Origin of the sequence: Aeromicrobium sp. CF4.19 (genome assembly GCF_051262555.1) — a bacterium.
Taxonomy (GTDB): Bacteria; Actinomycetota; Actinomycetes; order Propionibacteriales; family Nocardioidaceae; genus Aeromicrobium.
Window position 1 is genome coordinate 228,943 of record NZ_JBIMEU010000004.1, and the last position, 18,418, is coordinate 247,360.

The 18,418-nt window shown below is 68.5% G+C and carries 19 protein-coding genes and 1 tRNA gene; 8 read left to right on the forward strand and 12 right to left on the reverse strand.

Translation table 11 applies throughout. The features are described from left to right. Positions 1–25 precede the first annotated feature (25 nt). Together ACHAAC_RS11030 and ACHAAC_RS11035 are read right to left on the reverse strand one after the other, a co-directional pair. Positions 26–427: a DUF6285 domain-containing protein gene (locus ACHAAC_RS11030; protein WP_435716403.1), complete on the reverse strand. Its 402-nt coding sequence runs from the start codon at positions 425–427 to the stop codon at positions 26–28. After that, positions 427–1,491, reverse strand: coding sequence for a phosphotransferase family protein (locus tag ACHAAC_RS11035; RefSeq protein ID WP_435716278.1), 1,065 nt, complete (start codon positions 1,489–1,491; stop codon positions 427–429). The genes ACHAAC_RS11030 and ACHAAC_RS11035 overlap by 1 nt, the downstream gene beginning before the upstream one ends. 270 nt (positions 1,492–1,761) lie before the next feature. On the opposite strand from ACHAAC_RS11035, the gene ACHAAC_RS11040 reads away from it, so the two are divergent. Then, positions 1,762–2,748 (forward strand): DUF7064 domain-containing protein, encoded by a 987-nt coding sequence (locus ACHAAC_RS11040; RefSeq protein WP_435716279.1) that lies wholly within the window; start codon positions 1,762–1,764, stop codon positions 2,746–2,748. A gap of 89 nt (positions 2,749–2,837) precedes the next feature. Here the strand turns inward: ACHAAC_RS11040 and ACHAAC_RS11045 are convergent, their stop codons facing one another. From ACHAAC_RS11045 to ACHAAC_RS11055, 3 genes are all read right to left on the reverse strand, one after another. Further along, positions 2,838–4,859, reverse strand: a complete 2,022-nt coding sequence (locus ACHAAC_RS11045; RefSeq protein WP_435716280.1) for a hydantoinase/oxoprolinase family protein — start codon at positions 4,857–4,859, stop codon at positions 2,838–2,840. Then, positions 4,856–7,063 (reverse strand): hydantoinase B/oxoprolinase family protein, encoded by a 2,208-nt coding sequence (locus ACHAAC_RS11050; protein ID WP_435716281.1) that lies wholly within the window; start codon positions 7,061–7,063, stop codon positions 4,856–4,858. Before ACHAAC_RS11050 ends, ACHAAC_RS11045 begins: the two co-directional genes overlap by 4 nt. 295 nt (positions 7,064–7,358) lie before the next feature. Continuing rightward, positions 7,359–8,135 carry an IclR family transcriptional regulator gene (locus tag ACHAAC_RS11055; protein WP_435716282.1) on the reverse strand — a complete coding sequence of 259 codons (777 nt, stop codon included), beginning with the start codon at positions 8,133–8,135 and terminating at the stop codon, positions 7,359–7,361. Between the two features lie 149 nt (positions 8,136–8,284). On the opposite strand from ACHAAC_RS11055, the gene ACHAAC_RS11060 reads away from it, so the two are divergent. Beyond that, positions 8,285–9,055 carry a CoA transferase subunit A gene (locus ACHAAC_RS11060; RefSeq protein WP_435716283.1) on the forward strand — a complete coding sequence of 257 codons (771 nt, stop codon included), beginning with the start codon at positions 8,285–8,287 and terminating at the stop codon, positions 9,053–9,055. 27 nt (positions 9,056–9,082) lie between these two features. After that, on the forward strand, positions 9,083–9,766 hold the full coding sequence (locus tag ACHAAC_RS11065; protein WP_435716284.1) for a 3-oxoacid CoA-transferase subunit B: 684 nt from the start codon (positions 9,083–9,085) through the stop codon (positions 9,764–9,766). Between the two features lie 189 nt (positions 9,767–9,955). On the opposite strand, the gene ACHAAC_RS11070 is transcribed toward ACHAAC_RS11065, so the two are convergent. Then, positions 9,956–10,037, reverse strand: a tRNA-Tyr gene (locus ACHAAC_RS11070). Positions 10,038–10,151: 114 nt separating this feature from the next. On the opposite strand from ACHAAC_RS11070, the gene ACHAAC_RS11075 reads away from it, so the two are divergent. The 3 genes from ACHAAC_RS11075 to ACHAAC_RS11085 all read left to right on the forward strand — a co-directional run bounded on the left by ACHAAC_RS11075 (position 10,152) and on the right by ACHAAC_RS11085 (position 11,619). Beyond that, on the forward strand, positions 10,152–10,562 hold the full coding sequence (locus tag ACHAAC_RS11075; protein WP_435716285.1) for an ArsR/SmtB family transcription factor: 411 nt from the start codon (positions 10,152–10,154) through the stop codon (positions 10,560–10,562). 1 nt (position 10,563) lies between these two features. After that, positions 10,564–11,049 (forward strand): SRPBCC family protein, encoded by a 486-nt coding sequence (locus ACHAAC_RS11080; RefSeq protein ID WP_435716286.1) that lies wholly within the window; start codon positions 10,564–10,566, stop codon positions 11,047–11,049. Between the two features lie 78 nt (positions 11,050–11,127). Continuing rightward, a complete protein-coding gene (locus ACHAAC_RS11085; protein WP_435716287.1) occupies positions 11,128–11,619 on the forward strand; it encodes a YajQ family cyclic di-GMP-binding protein in 492 nt (163 codons plus the stop codon). A 340-nt stretch (positions 11,620–11,959) separates the two neighbouring features. Here the strand turns inward: ACHAAC_RS11085 and ACHAAC_RS11090 are convergent, their stop codons facing one another. From ACHAAC_RS11090 to ACHAAC_RS11100, 3 genes are read right to left on the reverse strand one after another with little or no spacing between them, the layout of a single operon-like run. Beyond that, positions 11,960–12,679: a YwaF family protein gene (locus tag ACHAAC_RS11090; protein WP_435716288.1), complete on the reverse strand. Its 720-nt coding sequence runs from the start codon at positions 12,677–12,679 to the stop codon at positions 11,960–11,962. Between the two features lie 45 nt (positions 12,680–12,724). After that, on the reverse strand, positions 12,725–13,096 hold the full coding sequence (locus tag ACHAAC_RS11095; RefSeq protein ID WP_435716289.1) for a hypothetical protein: 372 nt from the start codon (positions 13,094–13,096) through the stop codon (positions 12,725–12,727). 56 nt (positions 13,097–13,152) lie between these two features. Continuing rightward, the gene (locus ACHAAC_RS11100) at positions 13,153–13,788 is read right to left on the reverse strand and encodes a class I SAM-dependent methyltransferase (protein ID WP_435716290.1); all 636 of its coding nucleotides are present in this window, start codon (positions 13,786–13,788) and stop codon (positions 13,153–13,155) included. Between the two features lie 42 nt (positions 13,789–13,830). Between ACHAAC_RS11100 and rarD the strand changes: the two genes are divergently transcribed. Next, a complete protein-coding gene (gene rarD / locus ACHAAC_RS11105; RefSeq protein WP_435716291.1) occupies positions 13,831–14,772 on the forward strand; it encodes an EamA family transporter RarD in 942 nt (313 codons plus the stop codon). Positions 14,773–14,835: 63 nt separating this feature from the next. Here the strand turns inward: rarD and ACHAAC_RS11110 are convergent, their stop codons facing one another. Next, positions 14,836–16,536: a sodium:solute symporter family protein gene (locus ACHAAC_RS11110; protein WP_435716292.1), complete on the reverse strand. Its 1,701-nt coding sequence runs from the start codon at positions 16,534–16,536 to the stop codon at positions 14,836–14,838. Then, entirely contained in the window at positions 16,536–16,814 is a 279-nt protein-coding gene (locus tag ACHAAC_RS11115) for a DUF4212 domain-containing protein (RefSeq protein WP_435716293.1), read from the reverse strand. The genes ACHAAC_RS11110 and ACHAAC_RS11115 overlap by 1 nt, the downstream gene beginning before the upstream one ends. A gap of 180 nt (positions 16,815–16,994) precedes the next feature. Between ACHAAC_RS11115 and ACHAAC_RS11120 the strand changes: the two genes are divergently transcribed. After that, positions 16,995–17,384 carry a hypothetical protein gene (locus ACHAAC_RS11120; RefSeq protein WP_435716294.1) on the forward strand — a complete coding sequence of 130 codons (390 nt, stop codon included), beginning with the start codon at positions 16,995–16,997 and terminating at the stop codon, positions 17,382–17,384. 34 nt (positions 17,385–17,418) lie between these two features. Here ACHAAC_RS11120 and ACHAAC_RS11125 read toward each other — a convergent pair whose 3' ends face one another. After that, positions 17,419–18,405 (reverse strand): polyprenyl synthetase family protein, encoded by a 987-nt coding sequence (locus ACHAAC_RS11125; protein ID WP_435716295.1) that lies wholly within the window; start codon positions 18,403–18,405, stop codon positions 17,419–17,421. Between the last annotated feature and the right edge of the window lie 13 nt (positions 18,406–18,418).

Sequence of the window (18,418 nt, forward strand, 5' to 3'; positions counted from 1 at the left end):
TCCTGCCCGCCGCGATCCACCGGCCTCACAGCGACTCCCCGGGCTCGGCCGCTGCCCCGTCAACAAGGCCGGTGAGGTGCCGACGATCGGACGGCTCGAGGTAGTCCGGATTCCAGCTGCCAAGCTTCCCGGCGACGTCGGCGAGCAGAACATCCACGACCTCAGCACGGCGCCCCTCGAGCACACCGCGCCGGATCGCGTTCGCGAGCTCCGATTCGTCTGCGACGCCGAATCCGGCCAAGCGCTCTCGATGACGCGCCGCGAGGGCGGGCCCCGCGGTCAGCTCGCGCTCGACGGTCCCGGCGACGTTCGCCGCGACGCGGCCCATGTAGCTCAGCCGGTCATCGGCACTGGACCTCACCTCGTCCTCGAGGAAGCGACGCAACGCCTGGACCAGCTCGATCGTGGTTGGTACTCCGCGCGCCATCACGCCGCCTCCGCCAGCTCACGCAGGTGCAACAGGACGTCGTACTCCTGCTCCCACACACGTCGACCGATGGCCGCGAGCTCGACGGACTGTTCCGCGCCGGAGAGGAAACGCCAAGCCTGGGACATGCAGCCGACACCCCAGCGAACGCAGCTGTAGAGCTCCCACCAACGGACCGCCGACGGATCGACCTCGACACCGGCGACTCGTTCGTACCCCCTGAACAGGTCGGCGTAGTCTCCGAAGCCGCCCACCGGCTTGTCGAAGACGCGGAACCGCCACGCGCGCGCACACAGGTACCCCAGATCTTCCATGGGGTCTCCGCGGTGGACGACCTCCCAGTCCAGAACCGCACGGATGTCCTCGGGCCCCACCAGTAGGTTCCCGTTTCGGAAGTCACCATGCACGACGGCGTCGTTCGTGTGCGAGGGGCGATTCTCCTCGAGCCAGCGCATGGCCAGCTCGAACGCCGGACTCGAGTTCGAGTATCGATCGAGATCCTCGCGCAGCGATTGCAGCGAGTCCGCGGACTTCAGTCCATCGATCTCCGTCGGGTCGACTGCGTGAATCCCGGCGAGGATCTCACCGCAGCGTTCAGCCAGACGAGGACGCAGGCGACCGTACTCGGGATTGCGCAGGATACGACGCGGGCGAGTCTCGCCGTCGACGTGAGTCATCACCATGAATGGAGTGCCGAGGAGGTCCGAGCTGTCGCTGTGCAGGACGACTCTCGGCACCGGGACGCCACGCCTGGCCGCCGCCTCGATCGCGGAGGCCTCCCGGGACATGTCGCCGTCTGCTCGCACAGCCGCCGGCGGATCGCGGCGCAGGACGAGCCGACAGGTCTGCCCGTCGCCTTGCCGAACGTCGAACGCCCAGGTCTCTCGGCTCGCGCCGCCGCTGAGGCGCTGCAGGCCGTCGATCACGATCGTCGGGTCATCCAAAGGGTCGACGAGCACGCTGCGCAGGGCCTCGCCCAGACCGTCGCCGTCCGTGAGCCCAACGCGCTGCTCGACCTCCTGCGCGACCTCGTGCCGGAGCCTCGCCTGACTGCCTGGCGCCACATGTCCTCCTCTAGATCTGCGACCACCGGGGCGAGCCCCCGTCCTCGATGCCATGCGGGCCCACCGGCGCCGATCCGGCCGGAGACGACTTCGCCTTCGACAACCCCATACTCACGTACGCTGAGGGTCACTCGGGCGGGCCCGGAGCCGAGGGTGGTGGTGCTTGAGTCACCCACGTATTTAATCTAACATAAACTAAGGTCGGAGGCTTTCACCCACCAGTGGTCCGCGCTCTCCGCCGCGCCCCGCCACGATGACCCGAGGATCCCTATGAGCACCAGCTTCAAGCCGAACGACGACTACCTCCACCCGATCACCGATCACCCGGATCACAATGAGAGTGCCTACTACAGCTTCGCCGTGCACGACGGGTTGACCGGCTGGGTGCGGATCGGCAACCGTGTCAACGACGGGTTTGCCGAGGTCACCATCTGCCTCTACCTCCCCGACGGCAGCATCGGCTTCTGGTGGGACCGCGCCGACATCCGCGACCCCCTGCTCCACGACGCCGGAGGGCTGACCTTCGAGGTGATCGAACCGTTCCAGCACCACCGCGTCACCTACCGCGGCCCGGTAGCCATCTTCACCGACTACCGTGTCCTGGAGAACCCGAGAGCCGCCTTCAGCGAGGCGGAGCGCCGCGACGTCGCCATCGACCTGACCTTCCACCGGGCGTCACCGGTCTGGAGCGGCGGACCCGATGTGAAGATCCTCGACAACTTCGCCGGCGCCCACTTCGAGCAGCACATGAGCACCGCCGGAACCGCCACCGTCGGGGAGGAGGTGTTCTCACTCGACAACGGCCTGAGCCTGCGCGATCACTCGTGGGGGCCCCGGCGCTGGCAGCAGATCTCCTGGTACAGGTGGCTGACGGCTAGTTTCGCGTCCGACCTCGGCATCGCGTGCACGATGATCGGGACCGACACCGAGGGCGAGTACATCGCACACGGCTACATTCACCACGGCCCGGAGTCACCGGCGACCCAGATCGTCGGTGCGAAGGCGACCACCAGCTATGTCGACGGGTGGTACCCGGCGTCCGTGGAGTGGGTCATCAGCACCGAGGACGGCGCGACGCACGAGGTAAGCGCCGAGGTCCGGACTCCGCTCCCGCTACGCCACCGTCGAGATGGGCAGACGACCCGGATCATCGAGGGACCGACCACCTACACCTGGGAGGGGCGCCGTGGCGTGGGCATGACCGAGTACCTCGACCTCATGGTCGACGGATCGCCGATCGGACGCGATTTCGCCTGATCGCGCACGCGGCGTACCGGCACCGACCGTCACACGCCCTGCTCCGACCGTCCAGGTAGCTGGAGCAGGGCGTGACGGTCGAACAGGGGTCACTCGATGACCAGTTCGCCGATCGAGCCCACACTGAGCGTCCGTCCGCGCGGCACGAAGGTCGTCGACATCTCCTCGCGCACGATGGCGGGACCGACGAACGTGTCGCCACAGCACAGCCCAACGCGATCGTAGACGGGGCAGTCGACATCGTCGTCGTACAGATGGCGGAGCGTCGTGGTCGCGATCGGCTCCACGGCGTCGCCGACACGAGTCGGCAACGACGCGAACTCGAACTTTTCCGACGGGACCGTCACCTGCACGCGGAATGTCACCGCCTCGACCGGGAAGGACTCGAAGCGGGTGCCGTTGCGCTGCTGGTACTCGGCGTGGAAGTCCCGAATGAGCTCGTCAAGTGACGCGGCAGTCAGCTCACCGGCCGGGATGGAGACGAACGGCGTGTCCCACGACTGACCCAGGAGGCGCCCGTCGAAGCTCCGGGCGACCACGGCCCGTGCCCGATCCGCCTCCGCGAGTGGCTCGAGCAGAGCCGCCTCGAGAGTGGACAGGATCTCGTTGACCGACTCGACCGCCCCCTCACCCAGCACGGTGTAGGCACTGCGACTGTCGGAGTAGACCAGGTCGGTGCTGAGAAGTCCCAGGGCACTGAAGAGGCCGGGGTGCGGTGGGACGATCACCCGTTTGACGTGCAGGAGGTCCAGCAGCGAGGGCAGCATCATCGGACCGGCGGCGCCGTAGGCGACCAGTGAGTAGTCACTGGGGTCGACGCCCCGGGTCAGGGCGGCGTTGAAGATTCCCTCAGCGATGTTGTTGAGCCCGAGGTTCCAGGCGTCACTGACCCGGTCGGAGAGCGGGCCGGTCATTGGAAGCGACTCGAACGCGCTCACCGCGAGCTCGGGCTGCAGCCGATGTGCACCCCCGAGGAACGCATCGGAGTCCAGGAGGCCCATGAGTAGACATCCGTCAGTCGTGGTGGGCTGATCTCCGCCGGCGCCGTAACAGGCCGGCCCCGGCACAGCGCCCGCGCTGCCCGGCCCCACGGTGAGCTCGCCGAGCGTGTTGACGTCGACCAGGCTCCCTCCGCCCGCGCCGATCGTCACGATATCCGTGGACAGGGAGTTGACCAGCAGGTCGTGCTCGAACTCGAAGGTCGTCTTCAGGTAGGGACGCCCGCCGGTGACGACGCTGATGTCGCAGGACGTCCCACCGATGTCTGCGCAGAGCAGGTCCGACCAGCCGGTGACCTCCCCCAGCCGCACGGATGCCGCAGTGCCGGCCGCCGGTCCGGAGAACACGACACGGTACGGCCTCGCCATGGCCGCCTCCGCGTCGATCAAGGTCGCCGCGGAGTCGGCGTAGTTCAGCTGACCAGTGAAACCCAGGTCGACCAGACCCTTGAGCAGCCGGTCGTTGTAGTCACCGTAGATCAGCTTCATCATGACGTCGATGACGGTCGTCGACGTGCGGGCGTACTCCTTGGCCAGGGCAGAGACCTCGCTCGAGATCGAAACAGGGATCTCGCCGAGCACCTCACGCACCAGCTCGCGCACCCGGCGTTCGTGCGTGTCGTCGACGTAGGAGTGGAGCAGACAGATCGCAACCGCCTCGACATCACAGCGGCCCAGCACTTCGAGCTGCTCTCGAAGCTGCGGCTCGTCCAGCGGGATCACCGCCGCACCGGTCCGGTCGAGTCGCTCCTGCACTCCGCGACGCAGGTAGCGCGGGACCAGTGGACGCGCGGAGTCGGAGAACGAGCGTCGCCACGACGGGTCGGTCACCGCCTCAGCGGGCCGGATGATGCGGCCCTGGTCGAGTACGTCCCGATGGCCCTTGGTGTGCAGGAGCCCCACCTTGGGCAGCTGTCGGGTGATGATCGCGTTCAAGCCGTGGGTGCTGGCGTGGTTGAACACCCTCGCCCCATCCACCCCCAAGCCCGCGGCCCCGGCAAGCACCGAGGCGTGGGCGTCCTCGGACCGGCTGGGCACCTTGTTGACGACGATCTGGCCGTCACGGATCGCTACCACGTCGGTGAACGTTCCTCCCACGTCGACACCGATCATGCTCGCTTCTCCTCGATCGTCAGGGCGTTGCCTATCGGTCCGGCAGAGGAAGCGACAGTGTCCTCCAGCAGAACGTTCCAGCCCAGCCGGTTCCATGGCTCTCTCGACACGGCAGCCAGGCAGCTCTGACACTTGACCACGCGCTGCCAGCCAGTCTCGGCGACCAGGGGGTACTCGGCCAGTGCCGAGGCGCCACACTCGGGGCAGTCCCCTGCAACCTCGTCCCGCGCGACGGAGACCACCGGCGCCACCGACTTGAAGATCCACGCGTCGTCGTCTGATGTCGCCGGCCCGGCACGGAGGCTGGCGGTGGCGTCACGGTCGATGCTCAAGCCCTCGGGATCGATCTCCGGGTCGCCGAGAACCACCACGCCGTACCGGCTAGCGGCCCCCTCAGGACTGACGTAGCCATCACGGACATCAGCCAGCACCGCCTCGGGGACGCGCTGGCGCGGGTCCCCCCAGCCACCGCCACCACCGCTGACGACGCGGAACCACGCACCCTCGCCGGCAGCCCACGGGTCACCAGCCGCCCAGTGGTAGTAGCGTCCGGACGCCGACCGCCGCAACGTCTGCGGATCCATGACTCCGCAGATCGGCGCGCTGGAGGCGTGAGCGCACTCGTCGTCGAGGCGATCCCACGTCCCGGCCCCGAGCTCGAGGTTGTCCCACATCCAGGCTCCGCCCTGCACTCCCGCGCCTCCCCCGTCGGCGCCGAAGCCGTTCGGTGTCTTGAGGCTGGCCATCGTGATCTGGTGATCGGTCCCGGTCGACCAGTACGTGTCCTCAAACAGCCCAGCGCCGCCGCGATGGACTCCCGGTCCGCCCGAGTCGGTCTCGTACTCGCGACGCAGGACGACGGTGGGGATTCCGGACTCCAGCGACTCCACCTCCACGAGGAAGTAGTTCATGAGATACCCGATCTGGCCGCTGTCGGCGTCGCCGGTCCGTTCCGCACCCCAGCCGCCCACGGCTCCGAGCGCCGTGACCCACGGAACACCATCGGCACTTGTCCCCGCGACGCTGTGGATCTGCGTCGCACGAGCATCGCCAGCGAGCGCTCCGGACCCGAGCACCGGGTTGAGGGCGCGACAGATGGCCGCGAAGGCGGCCTCCATCGGCTCCCAGTACAGCATCACGGCCGCTGGTGACTCGGCGCTGACGACGCTGCCCCGCGGGAGCACGACGTCGACGTCCCTGAGCACGCTGGAACAGAACGGTGACCTGGGATCGATGAGGAACTTCAGCGCCATGCTGACGACCGTGAGCGCGTCAGGCCAGCACGCGTTGAGACTCGTCCTCCCCTGCACGGAAGTTCCACTGAAGTCAAACTCAGCCCGCCCGGCCCGCTTGCGGATCGTGACGTTCACCTGGTGCGCCTCATCGGGGTCCGCCCCGTCGCAGTCAAGATACTCCGTGCCCTCGTAGTCCCCGTCCGGCAGCGCCTCCAACGCCGTCTGCATGAGCTCGGCCGCGGCGTCGCATGCGTAGTCGAACGCACCCTTGAAAGCCGCAAGGCCGTACTTGTCGATCGTCTCCTTGATGAGCCGCTCGCCGAACCTCAAGGACTCGAAGATGCTCTGGATGTCCGGCAGGAGCAGGGCTCCGAAGCGCGAGTTGCCCACGATCAGCGAGAACGTGGAACGCACGGGACGATCGTTGCGGTACAGCAGCGTCGGCGGGACGACGAGCCCGTTCTCGTACACGTCCTTCTTCATCCCCGAGAACCCACCTGGGACGCGTCCGCCGATGTCCAGCTGGTGTGCCCTGATCGTGAGGACGCTCACCAGCTCCCCGTCGACGAAGACCGGGCGCATGAAGCACATGTCGTTCACGTGCGTACCGACGCGGTAGGGGTCGTTGGCGATGAGAACATCGCCGTCGGCGATGTCGTCCACGCCGAACTCGTCGAAGCTGATGGCGACGGCGTTGCGCATGGATCCGAAGAACAGGCTCAGGGTCTTGGCGACGGCTGGCGTCTGGTATGCCTGGGCCGGCCCACCAGACAGCGAGGCGGAGAAGTCGTAGAAGTCACGGATGATGGGCGAGAACGCATTGTTCAGCAGCTGCCCACACACGTGCTCCATGACGTACTGGAAGCGACTGGCAAGAATGGACATGGTGAACCGGCTGCCACCGTAGGTGGAGAACAGCTCGTCCTCACCGAGATCTCGCAGTCGCCGGTCACTGGACGAAGAAACCATCTGTCAGATCCTCACTTCAGACGCCGGCGGCGAAGCCCTGAGCTCGCGAGACCATAGCGACAATCTCGATCCTGACGTGCTCCTGGTCACATGACAGTAGAGCAGTCCAGGCACCGCCGCAATACCTTTTCTATTTTTGATTATTCGATGGTCCACGGCCCTCACGGAGCGTGACCAACGTGCTCCGCGAAGCCAAGAGGCCCTACGCCGACCGCCGAACTCACCCAGCGTCGTCAGCGGTTGATCATCGGTCTAACGACTTCACATCAATCCGATCCTTGAAGCGACTGTCACCTCAGGATGCCCGCGGAAGGCGGTTGCTCAGCTGGTGCGCCTCGCGCAGGAGGAGGCGGCCGAGGCCGGGGCGGCGGTCGTCGGCGAAGCGCGTCTGAACACCGGTGAGGGTGAGAGCGGCGGCCGGCCTCCCGTAGGAGTCGAAGACGGCGGCCGCCATGCCCCAGCTGCCCTCGACGACGAGGCCGGGGTTGGTCGCGTAGCCGTCGAGGCGGGCGAGCGCGATGCGCTCGCGCAGCGCCGCCTCGGCGTGGTCAGGGCCGTGGTCGGCGACCAGGTCGGTGCCGGCGAGGTAGGCGTCGACCTCGTCGTCGGGCAGGTAGGCCAGGACGACGAGCCCTGCGGAGACGACGCCGAGCGGGAACCGGGCGCCCTCGAAGAGCACGAATGAGCGGAGCGGGAAGTCGCCGTCCTCGCGGACGACGCACACGGTCTCGTCGCCGCGGCGCACGGAGAAGAACGCGCTCTCGCCGGTGACCTGCGCGAGGCGGGAGACGTGGGGGCGCGCGGTCTCGGCGACGTCGAAGCGGCGGGCGGCCTGGACGCCGAGGACGTAGAGCTCGGGACCAAGGTGCCAGTGGCCGCTCGCCTCGTCGCGGTCGGTCAACCCCTGCTCGCGCAGCACGCTCAGCAGACGATGCACGGTGGCGCGGGGCAAGCCGGAACGGGCAGCGACGGCCGTGGTCGTGGCGCCCCGCGCCTCGAGCGCGGCGAGGCTCTTGAGCACGCGGACCGCTCGGGTGGCGACGCCGTCGCCCTGCCGGTCGCGATCTCTCACTCCAGCATCTTGTCACGTTCACTGACTGAACGTTGGGATGGGCACAGTCCCACAGAACGAGCAACTATCGGTTGATTCCCGTCCATCTGTTGAGCGAGACGCGGCGACCTGGTTCTCTGCTGTCGACAACGAGAACCAGGAGGACGTGCATGGACAAGGTCGTGGACGGCGCCCACGAGGCGACTGCCGACATCGCCGACGGATCGACGATCGCCGTGGGCGGGTTCGGCCTGTGCGGCATCCCGTCGGTGTTGCTGGACGCACTGCTCGAGCACGGCACGAGCGACCTGGAGGCGGTCTCCAACAACGCCGGGGTCGACGGCTGGGGCCTCGGACGACTCCTGGGAGCGGGCCGGCTACGTCGGATGGTCGCCTCCTACGTGGGCGAGAACAAGGAGTTCGCTCGCCAGTACCTCGCCGGCGAGCTGGAGGTGGAGCTGACCCCGCAGGGCACGCTCGCCGAGCGGATGCGCGCCGGAGGGTCCGGCATCGCGGCGTTCTTCACCGCGACCGGCGTCGGCACCCAGGTGGCCGACGGCGGCCTCCCCTGGCGCTACACCCGCGACGGGATCGTCGCCAAAGCCAGCCCGGCCAAGCAGACTCAGATCTTTCACACCCGCGAGGGCGAACGCGAGTACGTGCTGGAGGAGGCGATCGTCGCCGACGGCGCTCTCGTGCGCGCCTGGAAGGGCGACCGGCACGGCAACCTCGTCTTCCGCCGCGCCGCACAGAACTTCAACCCCCTGGCCGCGATGTGCGGACGCCTGACGATCGCCGAGGTCGAGAACCTCGTCGAGCCCGGCGACCTCGACCCAGCCGAGATCCACACCCCCGGCGTCTTCGTGCACCGCGTCGTGGCGCTCACCCCTGACCAGACCGCCGACAAGCGCATCGAGAAGCGCACCGTCACCCCTGCCTGAGCCGCAGGATCGAAAGAGGAGGATCTCATGGCCTGGACCCGTGACCAGATTGCCGCTCGCGCCGCCGCCGAGCTGTCCGACGGCTCCTACGTCAACCTCGGCATCGGCCTGCCGACCCTCGTACCGAACCACGTGCCCGACGACGTCGAGATCATCCTGCAGTCAGAGAACGGCATCCTCGGCGTCGGAGCCTATCCCGCCGAGGCCGACGTCGATCCCGACCTGATCAACGCCGGCAAGGAGACCGTGACCGTCCGCCGCGGCGCCTCCTACTTCGACTCCGCCACCAGCTTCGCCATGATCCGCGGCGGCAAGGTCGACGCCGCGATCCTCGGCGCCATGCAGGTCTCCGTCCAGGGCGACATCGCCAACTGGATGATCCCCGGCAAGATGGTCAAAGGAATGGGTGGCGCCATGGACCTCGTCCACGGCGCCCGCCAGGTCATCGTCCTCATGGAGCACACTGCCCGCGGCGGCTCCCCCAAGATCCTCGCGGACTGCGACCTCCCCCTCACTGGGCGCCACGTCGTCCAACGCATCATCACCGACCTCGCCGTCATCGACGTCGTCCACGCCACCACCGGACACCCGGTCCCACCCGGCGAACCCGCACCTCGCCGCCTCGTGCTCAGCGAGCTCGCGCCCGATGAGACCGTCGAGACCGTCGTGGCGGCCACCGGCGCCGCGCTCGACGTCGCCGTTGACCACTGATCGACGAGGTCCACGGTGCACGCTGACCCGGTCCCGGGCCGGCGTCGGCAGCGACCGAGGACTGACCCGCGGCGCGGTGGGCTAGAGCCGTTGCATCGGGTCACCAGGTCGGACACTCCTGCCCGGTGGACACGAAAGGGCCTCTGACCAGCGTCTCTCCGCCGGCCAGAGGCCCTTCCGGTCATGCTGTGGCAGGTAGAGGATTCGAACCTCTGTAGGCAATGCCGGCTGATTTACAGTCAGCTCCCTTTGGCCGCTCGGGCAACCTGCCAGGGGCGCCGCCCACGCGGGGCGACGACGAGCAACCCTACCTCAGCGCCCTCGTGACGAGCACACGAGATCGAACCCCTTGACTTGTACAACCATTCAGTTGTATGTTTTGCTCATGACCGCACCGGACGAGGACAGGGCCGACGCGCTGTTCCACGCACTCGCCGACCGGACCCGGCGCGACATCGTGCGTCGCGTCCTCGCCGGGGAGCACTCGGTCTCGACGCTCGCCGCCTCCTACGACATGAGCTTCGCCGCGGTGCAGAAGCACGTGGCCGTGCTCGAGCGGGCCGGGCTCGTCACCAAGCGCCGCATCGGCCGCGAGGCACTGGCCTCCGGCGACGTGAAGGCCGTGCGCTCGGTGGCCTCGATGCTCGACGAGATCGAGGCCGTCTGGCGCGGCCGCATCGGCCGGATGGACGAGCTGCTCGCCACCGGCGACCCACCCACACCACCACCCGCCACGCAGGACGACACCACCCACACCACCCACACCACCCACACCACCACCACCAAGGAGAGCTGACATGCCCGTCATCGACATCCAGAAGGACCTGGAGAACCGCACCATCATCATCACGTCGGAGTTCGCTGCCCCTCTCGAGCGCGTCTGGGAGCTGTACTCCGACCCGCGTCAGCTCGAGAAGGTCTGGGGCCCGCCGAGCCACCCGGCCACCTTCGTGGAGCACTCGCTCACCCCCGGCGCGGTCACGAAGTACTACATGACCGGGCCGGAGGGCGAGCAGTACCACGGCCTCTGGGAGCTCACCGACGTCCGGGAGAAGTCCGCGTTCGCCTTCCGCGACGCCTTCGCCACGCCCGACTTCGAGCCCGTCCCGGACATGCCGGTCTCGCAGAACGAGTACCGCTTCGAGTCCACCGACGCCGGCACCCGCATGGTGAACGTCAGCCGCTACGCGACGGCCGAGGCGCTGCAGCAGGTGCTCGACATGGGCGTGGAGGAGGGCGCGCGCCAGGCGATCGACCAGATCGACGACTTCCTCGCCGCCTGAGAACGCCCGCGACCTCGGGCCCTCCCTGCCCCTCTAGGCTGGGAGGGCCCGTTCCCCGTCCAGCCCCAGGAGACCGCCATGGCCGACTCGTCGTTCGACATCGTCAGCAAGCTCGACCGCCAGGAGGCTGACAACGCCCTCAACCAGGCCGTCAAGGAGATCAACCAGCGCTACGACTTCCGTGGGACCGGCGCGGCCCTGGAGTGGAAGGGCGAGGAGGGCATCGAGATCACCGCCAACGCCGACGAGCGTGCCCTCGCCATCCTCGACGTCTTCAAGGAGAAGCTGATCAAGCGCGGCATCTCGCTCAAGGCGCTGGAGACCGACGACCCGCGCCAGAGCGGCAAGGAGGTCAAGATCAACGGCACCTTCAGCCAGGGCATCAGCACCGAGAACGCCAAGAAGGTCTCCAAGATGATCCGGGACGAGGGCCCCAAGGGCGTCAAGGTCCAGGTGCAGGGCGAGGAGCTGCGCGTCACCAGCAAGAAGCGTGACGACCTGCAGGCCGTCCAGGCGCTGCTCAAGGGCGCCGACCTGGACTTCCCGGTGCAGTTCGCCAACTACCGGTAGGCGTCGCCGCGGACCGAATGGCGGCCTCGCCACTCGCGCCGAACGCGTGTGGAAGTTGTGTCAGCGGCCGTACGTATGTTGGATTCATGGAGATCGCAGAGCACATCGAGGTCAGGCAGCTGGCCGACGTGGTGCGCTCTCGGGCACGGGCGGAGGCCACCGAGTGGTCGCAGCTGGTGGCGGTCCACGATGCCGAGATGGCGCGGATCGAGGCCTCGGGCTCGTCGCCCGACCGCCCCTGCCGGGAGCACCGAGCATCTCCCCCGACCACCCGATCCGTCGAGGGCGGAACACCTGCTCGCCACCACGGTCGTGGAGTACGTGCCCTGAGCCGTCCGGCTCACGGCGCTCTGGTTGACGCGCCCATCGCCCGGGCGCCGGGCGCGCTGCGCGTCCAGGGCCAGACCATGAGAGCCCAGACCGCGGCGATGAGCACGACCTGCACGCCGACGTACCAGGGCCAGGCCGGCAGGAGGTCCAGGGCCGAGCCGCGGGCCGGCTTGCCGTTGAGGTAGCCGTAGTTGGTGTCGAGCAGGGCGTTGTAGACCATCATCGTCGCCGCCCACACCAGCGTGGCACCGACCGTCTGGGCGTACGTCCGCCAGGTCGGGGCGATGCGCAGCCCGAGGACCAGGTAGAACGAGGCCCAAACGACCAGCACGTGCATGGCCCAGAACATGACGAACCGTGGCTCCGGGAACGGGGTGGCGAGGTCCGGGGTGATCATCGCCTGCGTCGTCAGGGTGATGCCCCACAGGTAGGTGATGGTCGCGGTGAGCCGCGAGCGCGTCCACAGGGCGTGGACCGCAATGATCCAGGCCAGGTCACAGAGCTGGAACGGCAGGGAGGTGCGCGGGTTCCACTCCCCCGGCAGGAGCTGCAGGACCTGCAGCGGCACCGTGACCGCGACGATGCCGACCGCGATGCCCCGGTTCACCCAGACCTCGGCCCCCGTGCCCCGGATCCTGCGGCCGAGCAGGACGACGGCGACGACCCCCACCGCGAAGAACGCCAGCACGGTCAGGTGCGACGTCCCGAGCGTCGCGAACTCATCCTCCACGCGTGCAACCTAGCCGGGTCGGACCCCGACGTCACCCGGGCGCGGTCAACGGTCGACGCGGACGACCTCGAAGTCCTCGGAGATCTCCACCGTGACGTCGTCGTCACGACGCTCCACGTCCACCTCGTAGGCGTGGGAGGAGTCGTCGCTTCGCTCCACGTCCTCGACCCGTCCGTCGCCGACCTCCTCGAGCGCGACGCGCTCCAGGCGCTCCCGTGTCGACCGGTCGATGGGGGCGTCGTCGGCATCGTCACCGTCGGGACTCACCGATGGCGTCGGGGAGGCCGAGCTCTCCTCCATGTCGAGGGTGCCACTGGTCGGCAGGGGGCGGGTCTCGTCGTCGGAGCCGCAGGCGCTCACCCCCAGCGCGAGGGCGAGGGCGAGGGCAGCAGTGGCCAGGCGGCGGTGATTCATCATGGGCCCATCAGAGTACGTCCGGGTGAGAGGACCATGACCCGATGATGAGGACCCTCTCATGCAGCATCGGAGCCGGGCCGACGCAGGACGGCCACCACGAAGTCAGCCGTCTCGGACCAGGGCCTCAGGTCCCACGTCGAGAAGCGGTGCTCGGGCTCCAGACCCCCCGCCCGGGCCGCGGCTTCCACCGACTCGATGGTCACGTGCCGATCCAGACGGAAGCCGACGACGAGCACCCCACCCGGAGCGACGTGCCCTGCCATGCGCTGCACGACCTCGTCCTCGGTTCCCGGGGCGAGGAAGACCAGGACGTTCCCCGCGCTCACCACGGCGTCGAACGTCTCGCCGAGGTCGAGGGTGGCGAGGTCGGCCCGCTCCCACCGCGGCCCGGCGTGATCCGCCTCCGCGGCCGCCAGCAGGACCGGGTCCACGTCCACGCCCACGACGTCGTGGCCACGCTCGTGCAGTGCGCCCGCGAGCCGGCCGGGGCCGCAGCCTGCGTCCAGGACGCGAGCGCCCGGGCTCACCACGGCGTCGACGAACCTCGCCTCCCCGGCCAGGTCAGCACCCTCGGCGGCCAGCTCGCGGAAGCGGTCGACGTACCACTGGGAGTGCGTCTCCGGGGTCTGGGAGAACCAGCGCGGCCGGTCGTCGTCCGTGCCCGCGGGAGGATTCGGGAGGTGGTCGGCCATGGGGACATCCTGCCCCACCCCCGGCGGGCGTAGCATCTCGTCGTGAGCAGCAACGAGACCCGGACCCGCCCGGAGTCCACCACCGGCGGTGGGCTGGCCTTCGGGGTCGGCGCCTACCTCTGCTGGGGGTTCTTCCCGCTGTACTGGCCGCTGCTCGCCCCCGCCGGTGCCCTGGAGGTGCTGGCGCATCGCATCGTCTGGTCGCTCGTGTTCGTGCTCGCCGGCATCGCCTTGACGCGCCGGTGGTCCCGCTTCGTCGCCATCGCCCGCAACCGTCGACAGATGCTCTTCCTCGCCCTCGCGTCCGTCGCGATCGCCCTCAACTGGGGCGGCTTCATCTACGGCGTCACCACGGGGCACGTCATCGAGACGTCGCTCGGCTACTTCATCAATCCGCTGGTGACGGTGCTGCTGGGGGTCGAGGTCCTCAAGGAGACACTGCGGCCCGCCCAGTGGACGGCGGTCGCGGTGGGTGCCGTCGCCGTCGTCGTGCTGACGCTGGACTACGGCCGGCTCCCGTGGATCGCGCTGCTGGTCGCCGGCTCGTTCGCCGCCTACGGCTTCCTGAAGAAGCGGGCGAGCCTGGGGGCATTCGAGGGCCTCGGGATGGAGACCCTCATCCTCGCCCCGGTCGCCCTGGCCTTCTTGGTTGCGCTCGAGCTGCGTGACGAGCTGGCCTTCGCCCACGAGGGCACCGCCAACATGGCTCTGCTCGTGGGCACGGGGGTCGTGACGGCGATCCCCCTGCTGATGTTCGGCGCTGCCGCGACTCGGCTCTCGCTCACGTCGATCGGGCTGCTGCAGTACCTGGGGCCGGTCCTGCAGTTCATCCTCGGTCTGGTGGTCTTCGGCGAGGCGATGACCACCGCCCGCTGGATCGGCTTCGTCCTGGTCTGGTCCGCGCTCGTCGTCTTCACCGTCGACGCGATCCTCAACCGACGCCGCGTCCTGCGCCACGTCGCTGAAAACGCCGAGGCCTGCTGACGTGACGACGCGAGCGGGCCCGGGACGGATGATCCGTCCCGGGCCCGCTCGATCACTGTCGGCTCAGTCCTCCTCGAGGTGCTTCTCGACGAGGGTGGTGCGACCCGGGTAGCGGATCTCCTCCACCAGGGCCTGCATCTTCTCCGACGGCTTGGGCGTGAACTGCGAGACGATGATCGTCACCGCGAAGTTCACCAGCATGCCCACCGTGCCGATGCCGGTCGCCGGGATGCCGCGGATGCCCTCCCCGCCGAAGTAGATGTCCAGCGTCCAGACCATGTACGCCAGCGTGAACACCAGGCCGGTGATCATCCCCGCGGCCGCACCCATGGCGGTGGCCTTCTTCCAGAAGATCCCCAGCACGAGGATCGGGAAGAAGCTGGCCGCCGCCAGGCCGAAGGCCAACGCGACCACCTCGCCCACGAAGCCCGGCGGGTTGATGCCGAGGTAGCCCGCGACGAGGATCGCCGCGGCCATCGTGATGCGACCGACGTTCAGCTGCTGCTTCTCCGTGGCCTGCGGGTTGATCCGCTTGTAGTAGACGTCGTTGGCGATCGAGGAGCTGATCACCAGCAGCAGTCCGGAGGCGGTGGACAATGCGGCCGCCAGGGCACCCGCGGCGACCAGTCCGACGATCGGGGCCGGCAGGCCTCCGATCTCCGGGCTCGCCAGCACGAGGATGTCGTTGTTGATCATCACCTCGTTGCCGGCGCCGCCGGTGTAGTTGTACACACCGTCGTTGTTGAGGTCCTGCAGTGCAGCGCCCTCGGGCCCGGTGATCAGGTCGACGTCGGACCATGTGGTGAACCACTGCGGCAGGGAGCTGATCGCCGTGTCGTTGAGCGTCTCCAGGATCTCCAGCTTCGTGAACGCCGCCACCGAGGGCGCGGTCACGTAGAGCAGACCGATGAACACGATCGCCCACACCGCCGAGTACCGGGCAGCCCGAACACTCTTGGCGGTGTAGAACCGCACGATCACGTGTGGCAGGCCGGCCGTGCCGAACATCAGCGCGGCCGTGATCAGCAGCATGTTCTGCATCCCGAAGGCAGGATCGGTGAACGCCTCGGTGTAGGCCTCGAAGCCGAAGTCGCGCTGCAGCTGGTCGAGGTCGCCCAGGATCTGTCCGAACCCGATCTGCGGGAGCGGCATGCCCGTCGCACGTGCCGAGATGGCGACCGCCGGGATCAGGTACGCGATGATCAGCACCGAGTACTGCGCCACCTGGGTCCAGGTGATGCCCTTCATGCCGCCGAGGACGGCGTAGAAGAACACGATCGCCATGCCGATGATGACGCCCACCGTCGGGCTCACCCCGAGGAACCGGGTGAAGACCAGACCGACGCCGCCCATCTGGCCGGCGACGTAGACGAAGGAGATCACGACCGCCGAGATGACCGCCACGAGGCGGGCCGTCTCGGAGTACCGGTCACCGACGAACTCCGGCAGCGTGAACCTGCCGAACTTGCGCAGGTACGGCGCCAGCAGCAGGGCCAGCAGGACGTAGCCGCCCGTCCAGCCCATCAGGAAGACGCTGCCGGAGTAGCCGTTGTAGCCCAGGGCGATGATGCCCGCCATCGAGATGAACGACGCAGCGCTCATCCAGTCCGCGGCGATCGCCGCTCCGTTGGCCGGGGCGGGAATGCCGCCACCGGCGACGTAGAAGTCCGAGGTCGAGGAGACCCGGCTGGCGTAGGCGATGTAGATGTAGATGCTGAAGGTGATGACGGCGAAGATCAGGGTCCACAGCTGGATGTCGCTCATCAGTGCGTCACCCCGCCCTCTTCGTAGTCATCGGCGCCGTACTTCTTGTCCAGCGCGTCCATCCGCTTCGCGTAGACGAAGATCAGCGCGATGAACACCAGGATCGATCCTTGCTGCGAGAACCAGAACCCCAGCGGGAAACCGCCGATGACGATCTCGTTGAGCTGGTCGACGAAGATGATGCCGGCGCCGAAGGAGACGATCGCCCAGATCGTCAGCAGCACCGCCATCAGGCGTAGGTTCGATCGCCAGTAAGCCTGGCGGTCGTGTTGTTCCATGGGGGCCTCCTCGGGGGGCGTGCACGGGCTGTATGACTGGTGAGACAAGCGGTTGCGCACCCCGACCGTCAAGCCACCGACGTGACCGGGCTCACGTCGTGCGGTGAGTGGCATCGACCATGCGCTGAGCGGTCGCTCACGAGCAGGGGTCGCGGTGTGATCTTGGGTACAGTGACTGGCATGTCCTCGTCCACCACCGGCCCTCCTGTCACCCGGCGCCCGGCGCGCACGATGGCGCTCGTCGCCGTCCTTCTCGTCGTCATCGGGTCCTTCCTGCCGTGGGTGCACACCCCGATCGGCAACGTCTCCGGCGGTCGAGGCGCCGGACTCTGGACCGCCTACGCCGCCTTCGTCGGACTGGCCGGGACGCTCATGCCATGGCACCGCGTCGGGGCCGGCCACCTGGCCGTCTTCGCCGTGGTGGCGCTCGCCCTGCCGGCGTGGCAGCTGCTGCACCTGGTCAACCTCGTCGGCTTCGGTGGCTGGATGCCCGGGACCGGTCTGGTCCTGGTCGCCGTAGGAGGAGTGCTGGCCGCCACGGCCGCGTTGCGCACCTGGCGCCAGGTCTGAGAGGCCGCCCCTCTCGCGCCCGCTCCCGCTGGCCTCAGACGATGCGGGTCGTGAGGGTCGTGCAGAGCGCCTCGAGGGCAGAGCGTGCGGAGCTCGGCGGCAGGCCGTCCAGAAGCCCGCGCGCGGTCGCGGCCTCGGCACGGACGAAGGCCCTGGCCTGCTCCATCGACGGGTGTCGGCGCAGCTCTGCGAGGACCTCCTGCACCACTGCCTCGTCGGCGATCGGGCCGGACAGGCGCTCCAGCAGCACGGCGTCCGCGGGGTCGGTGGAGCGCTGGGCGAACAGCGTCGGCAAGGTCGGCACGCCCTCGCGCAGGTCGGTACCCGGTGTCTTGCCGGAGTCGTCGGACTCGCTGGCGATGTCGATGATGTCGTCGCTGAGCTGGAAGGCGATGCCGATGCGCTCACCGAACTCGGTGAGGATCCGCTCGTGCTCGGGCGCGGCCCCGGCCATCTTGGCCCCCAGGCGCGCCGACGTGGCGATGAGCGACCCGGTCTTGTCGGCGACGACGTCGAGGTAGTGCTCGAGCGCATCGGCCTGAGCCTTCGGTCCGATCGTCTCGCGGATCTGCCCTCGGACCAGCCGGGAGAACGTCCGCGCTTGGATGCTCACCGCCTCGGTGCCGAGCGTCGAGACGAGGTCGGAGGCCTGGGCGAACAGGAAGTCGCCCACCAGGATGGCCAGGGAGTTCGTCCACCGGGCGTTGGCGCTCGGTGCGCCTCGACGCAACGGCGCCTCATCCATCACGTCGTCGTGGTACAGCGTCGCGAGGTGAGTCAGCTCCACCACCACGGCCGCCGTCGTGACCTCGGTCCGTTCAGGGTCGCCCAGCTCGGCCCCGAGGGCCACGAGCATGGGCCGGAAGCGCTTGCCGCCCGCGCTGAGCAGGTGTCCGGCGGCTTCGTCGAGGAAGTCGTCGGGGCTGCGGACCGCCTCGGCCAAGGCCAGCTCGGCACGGTCGACGCCCGCTTCCACGCGCGCGGCAAGAGCCGGGTCGTCGAACTCCACACCCAGAACCACGCCTGCTCCCGTC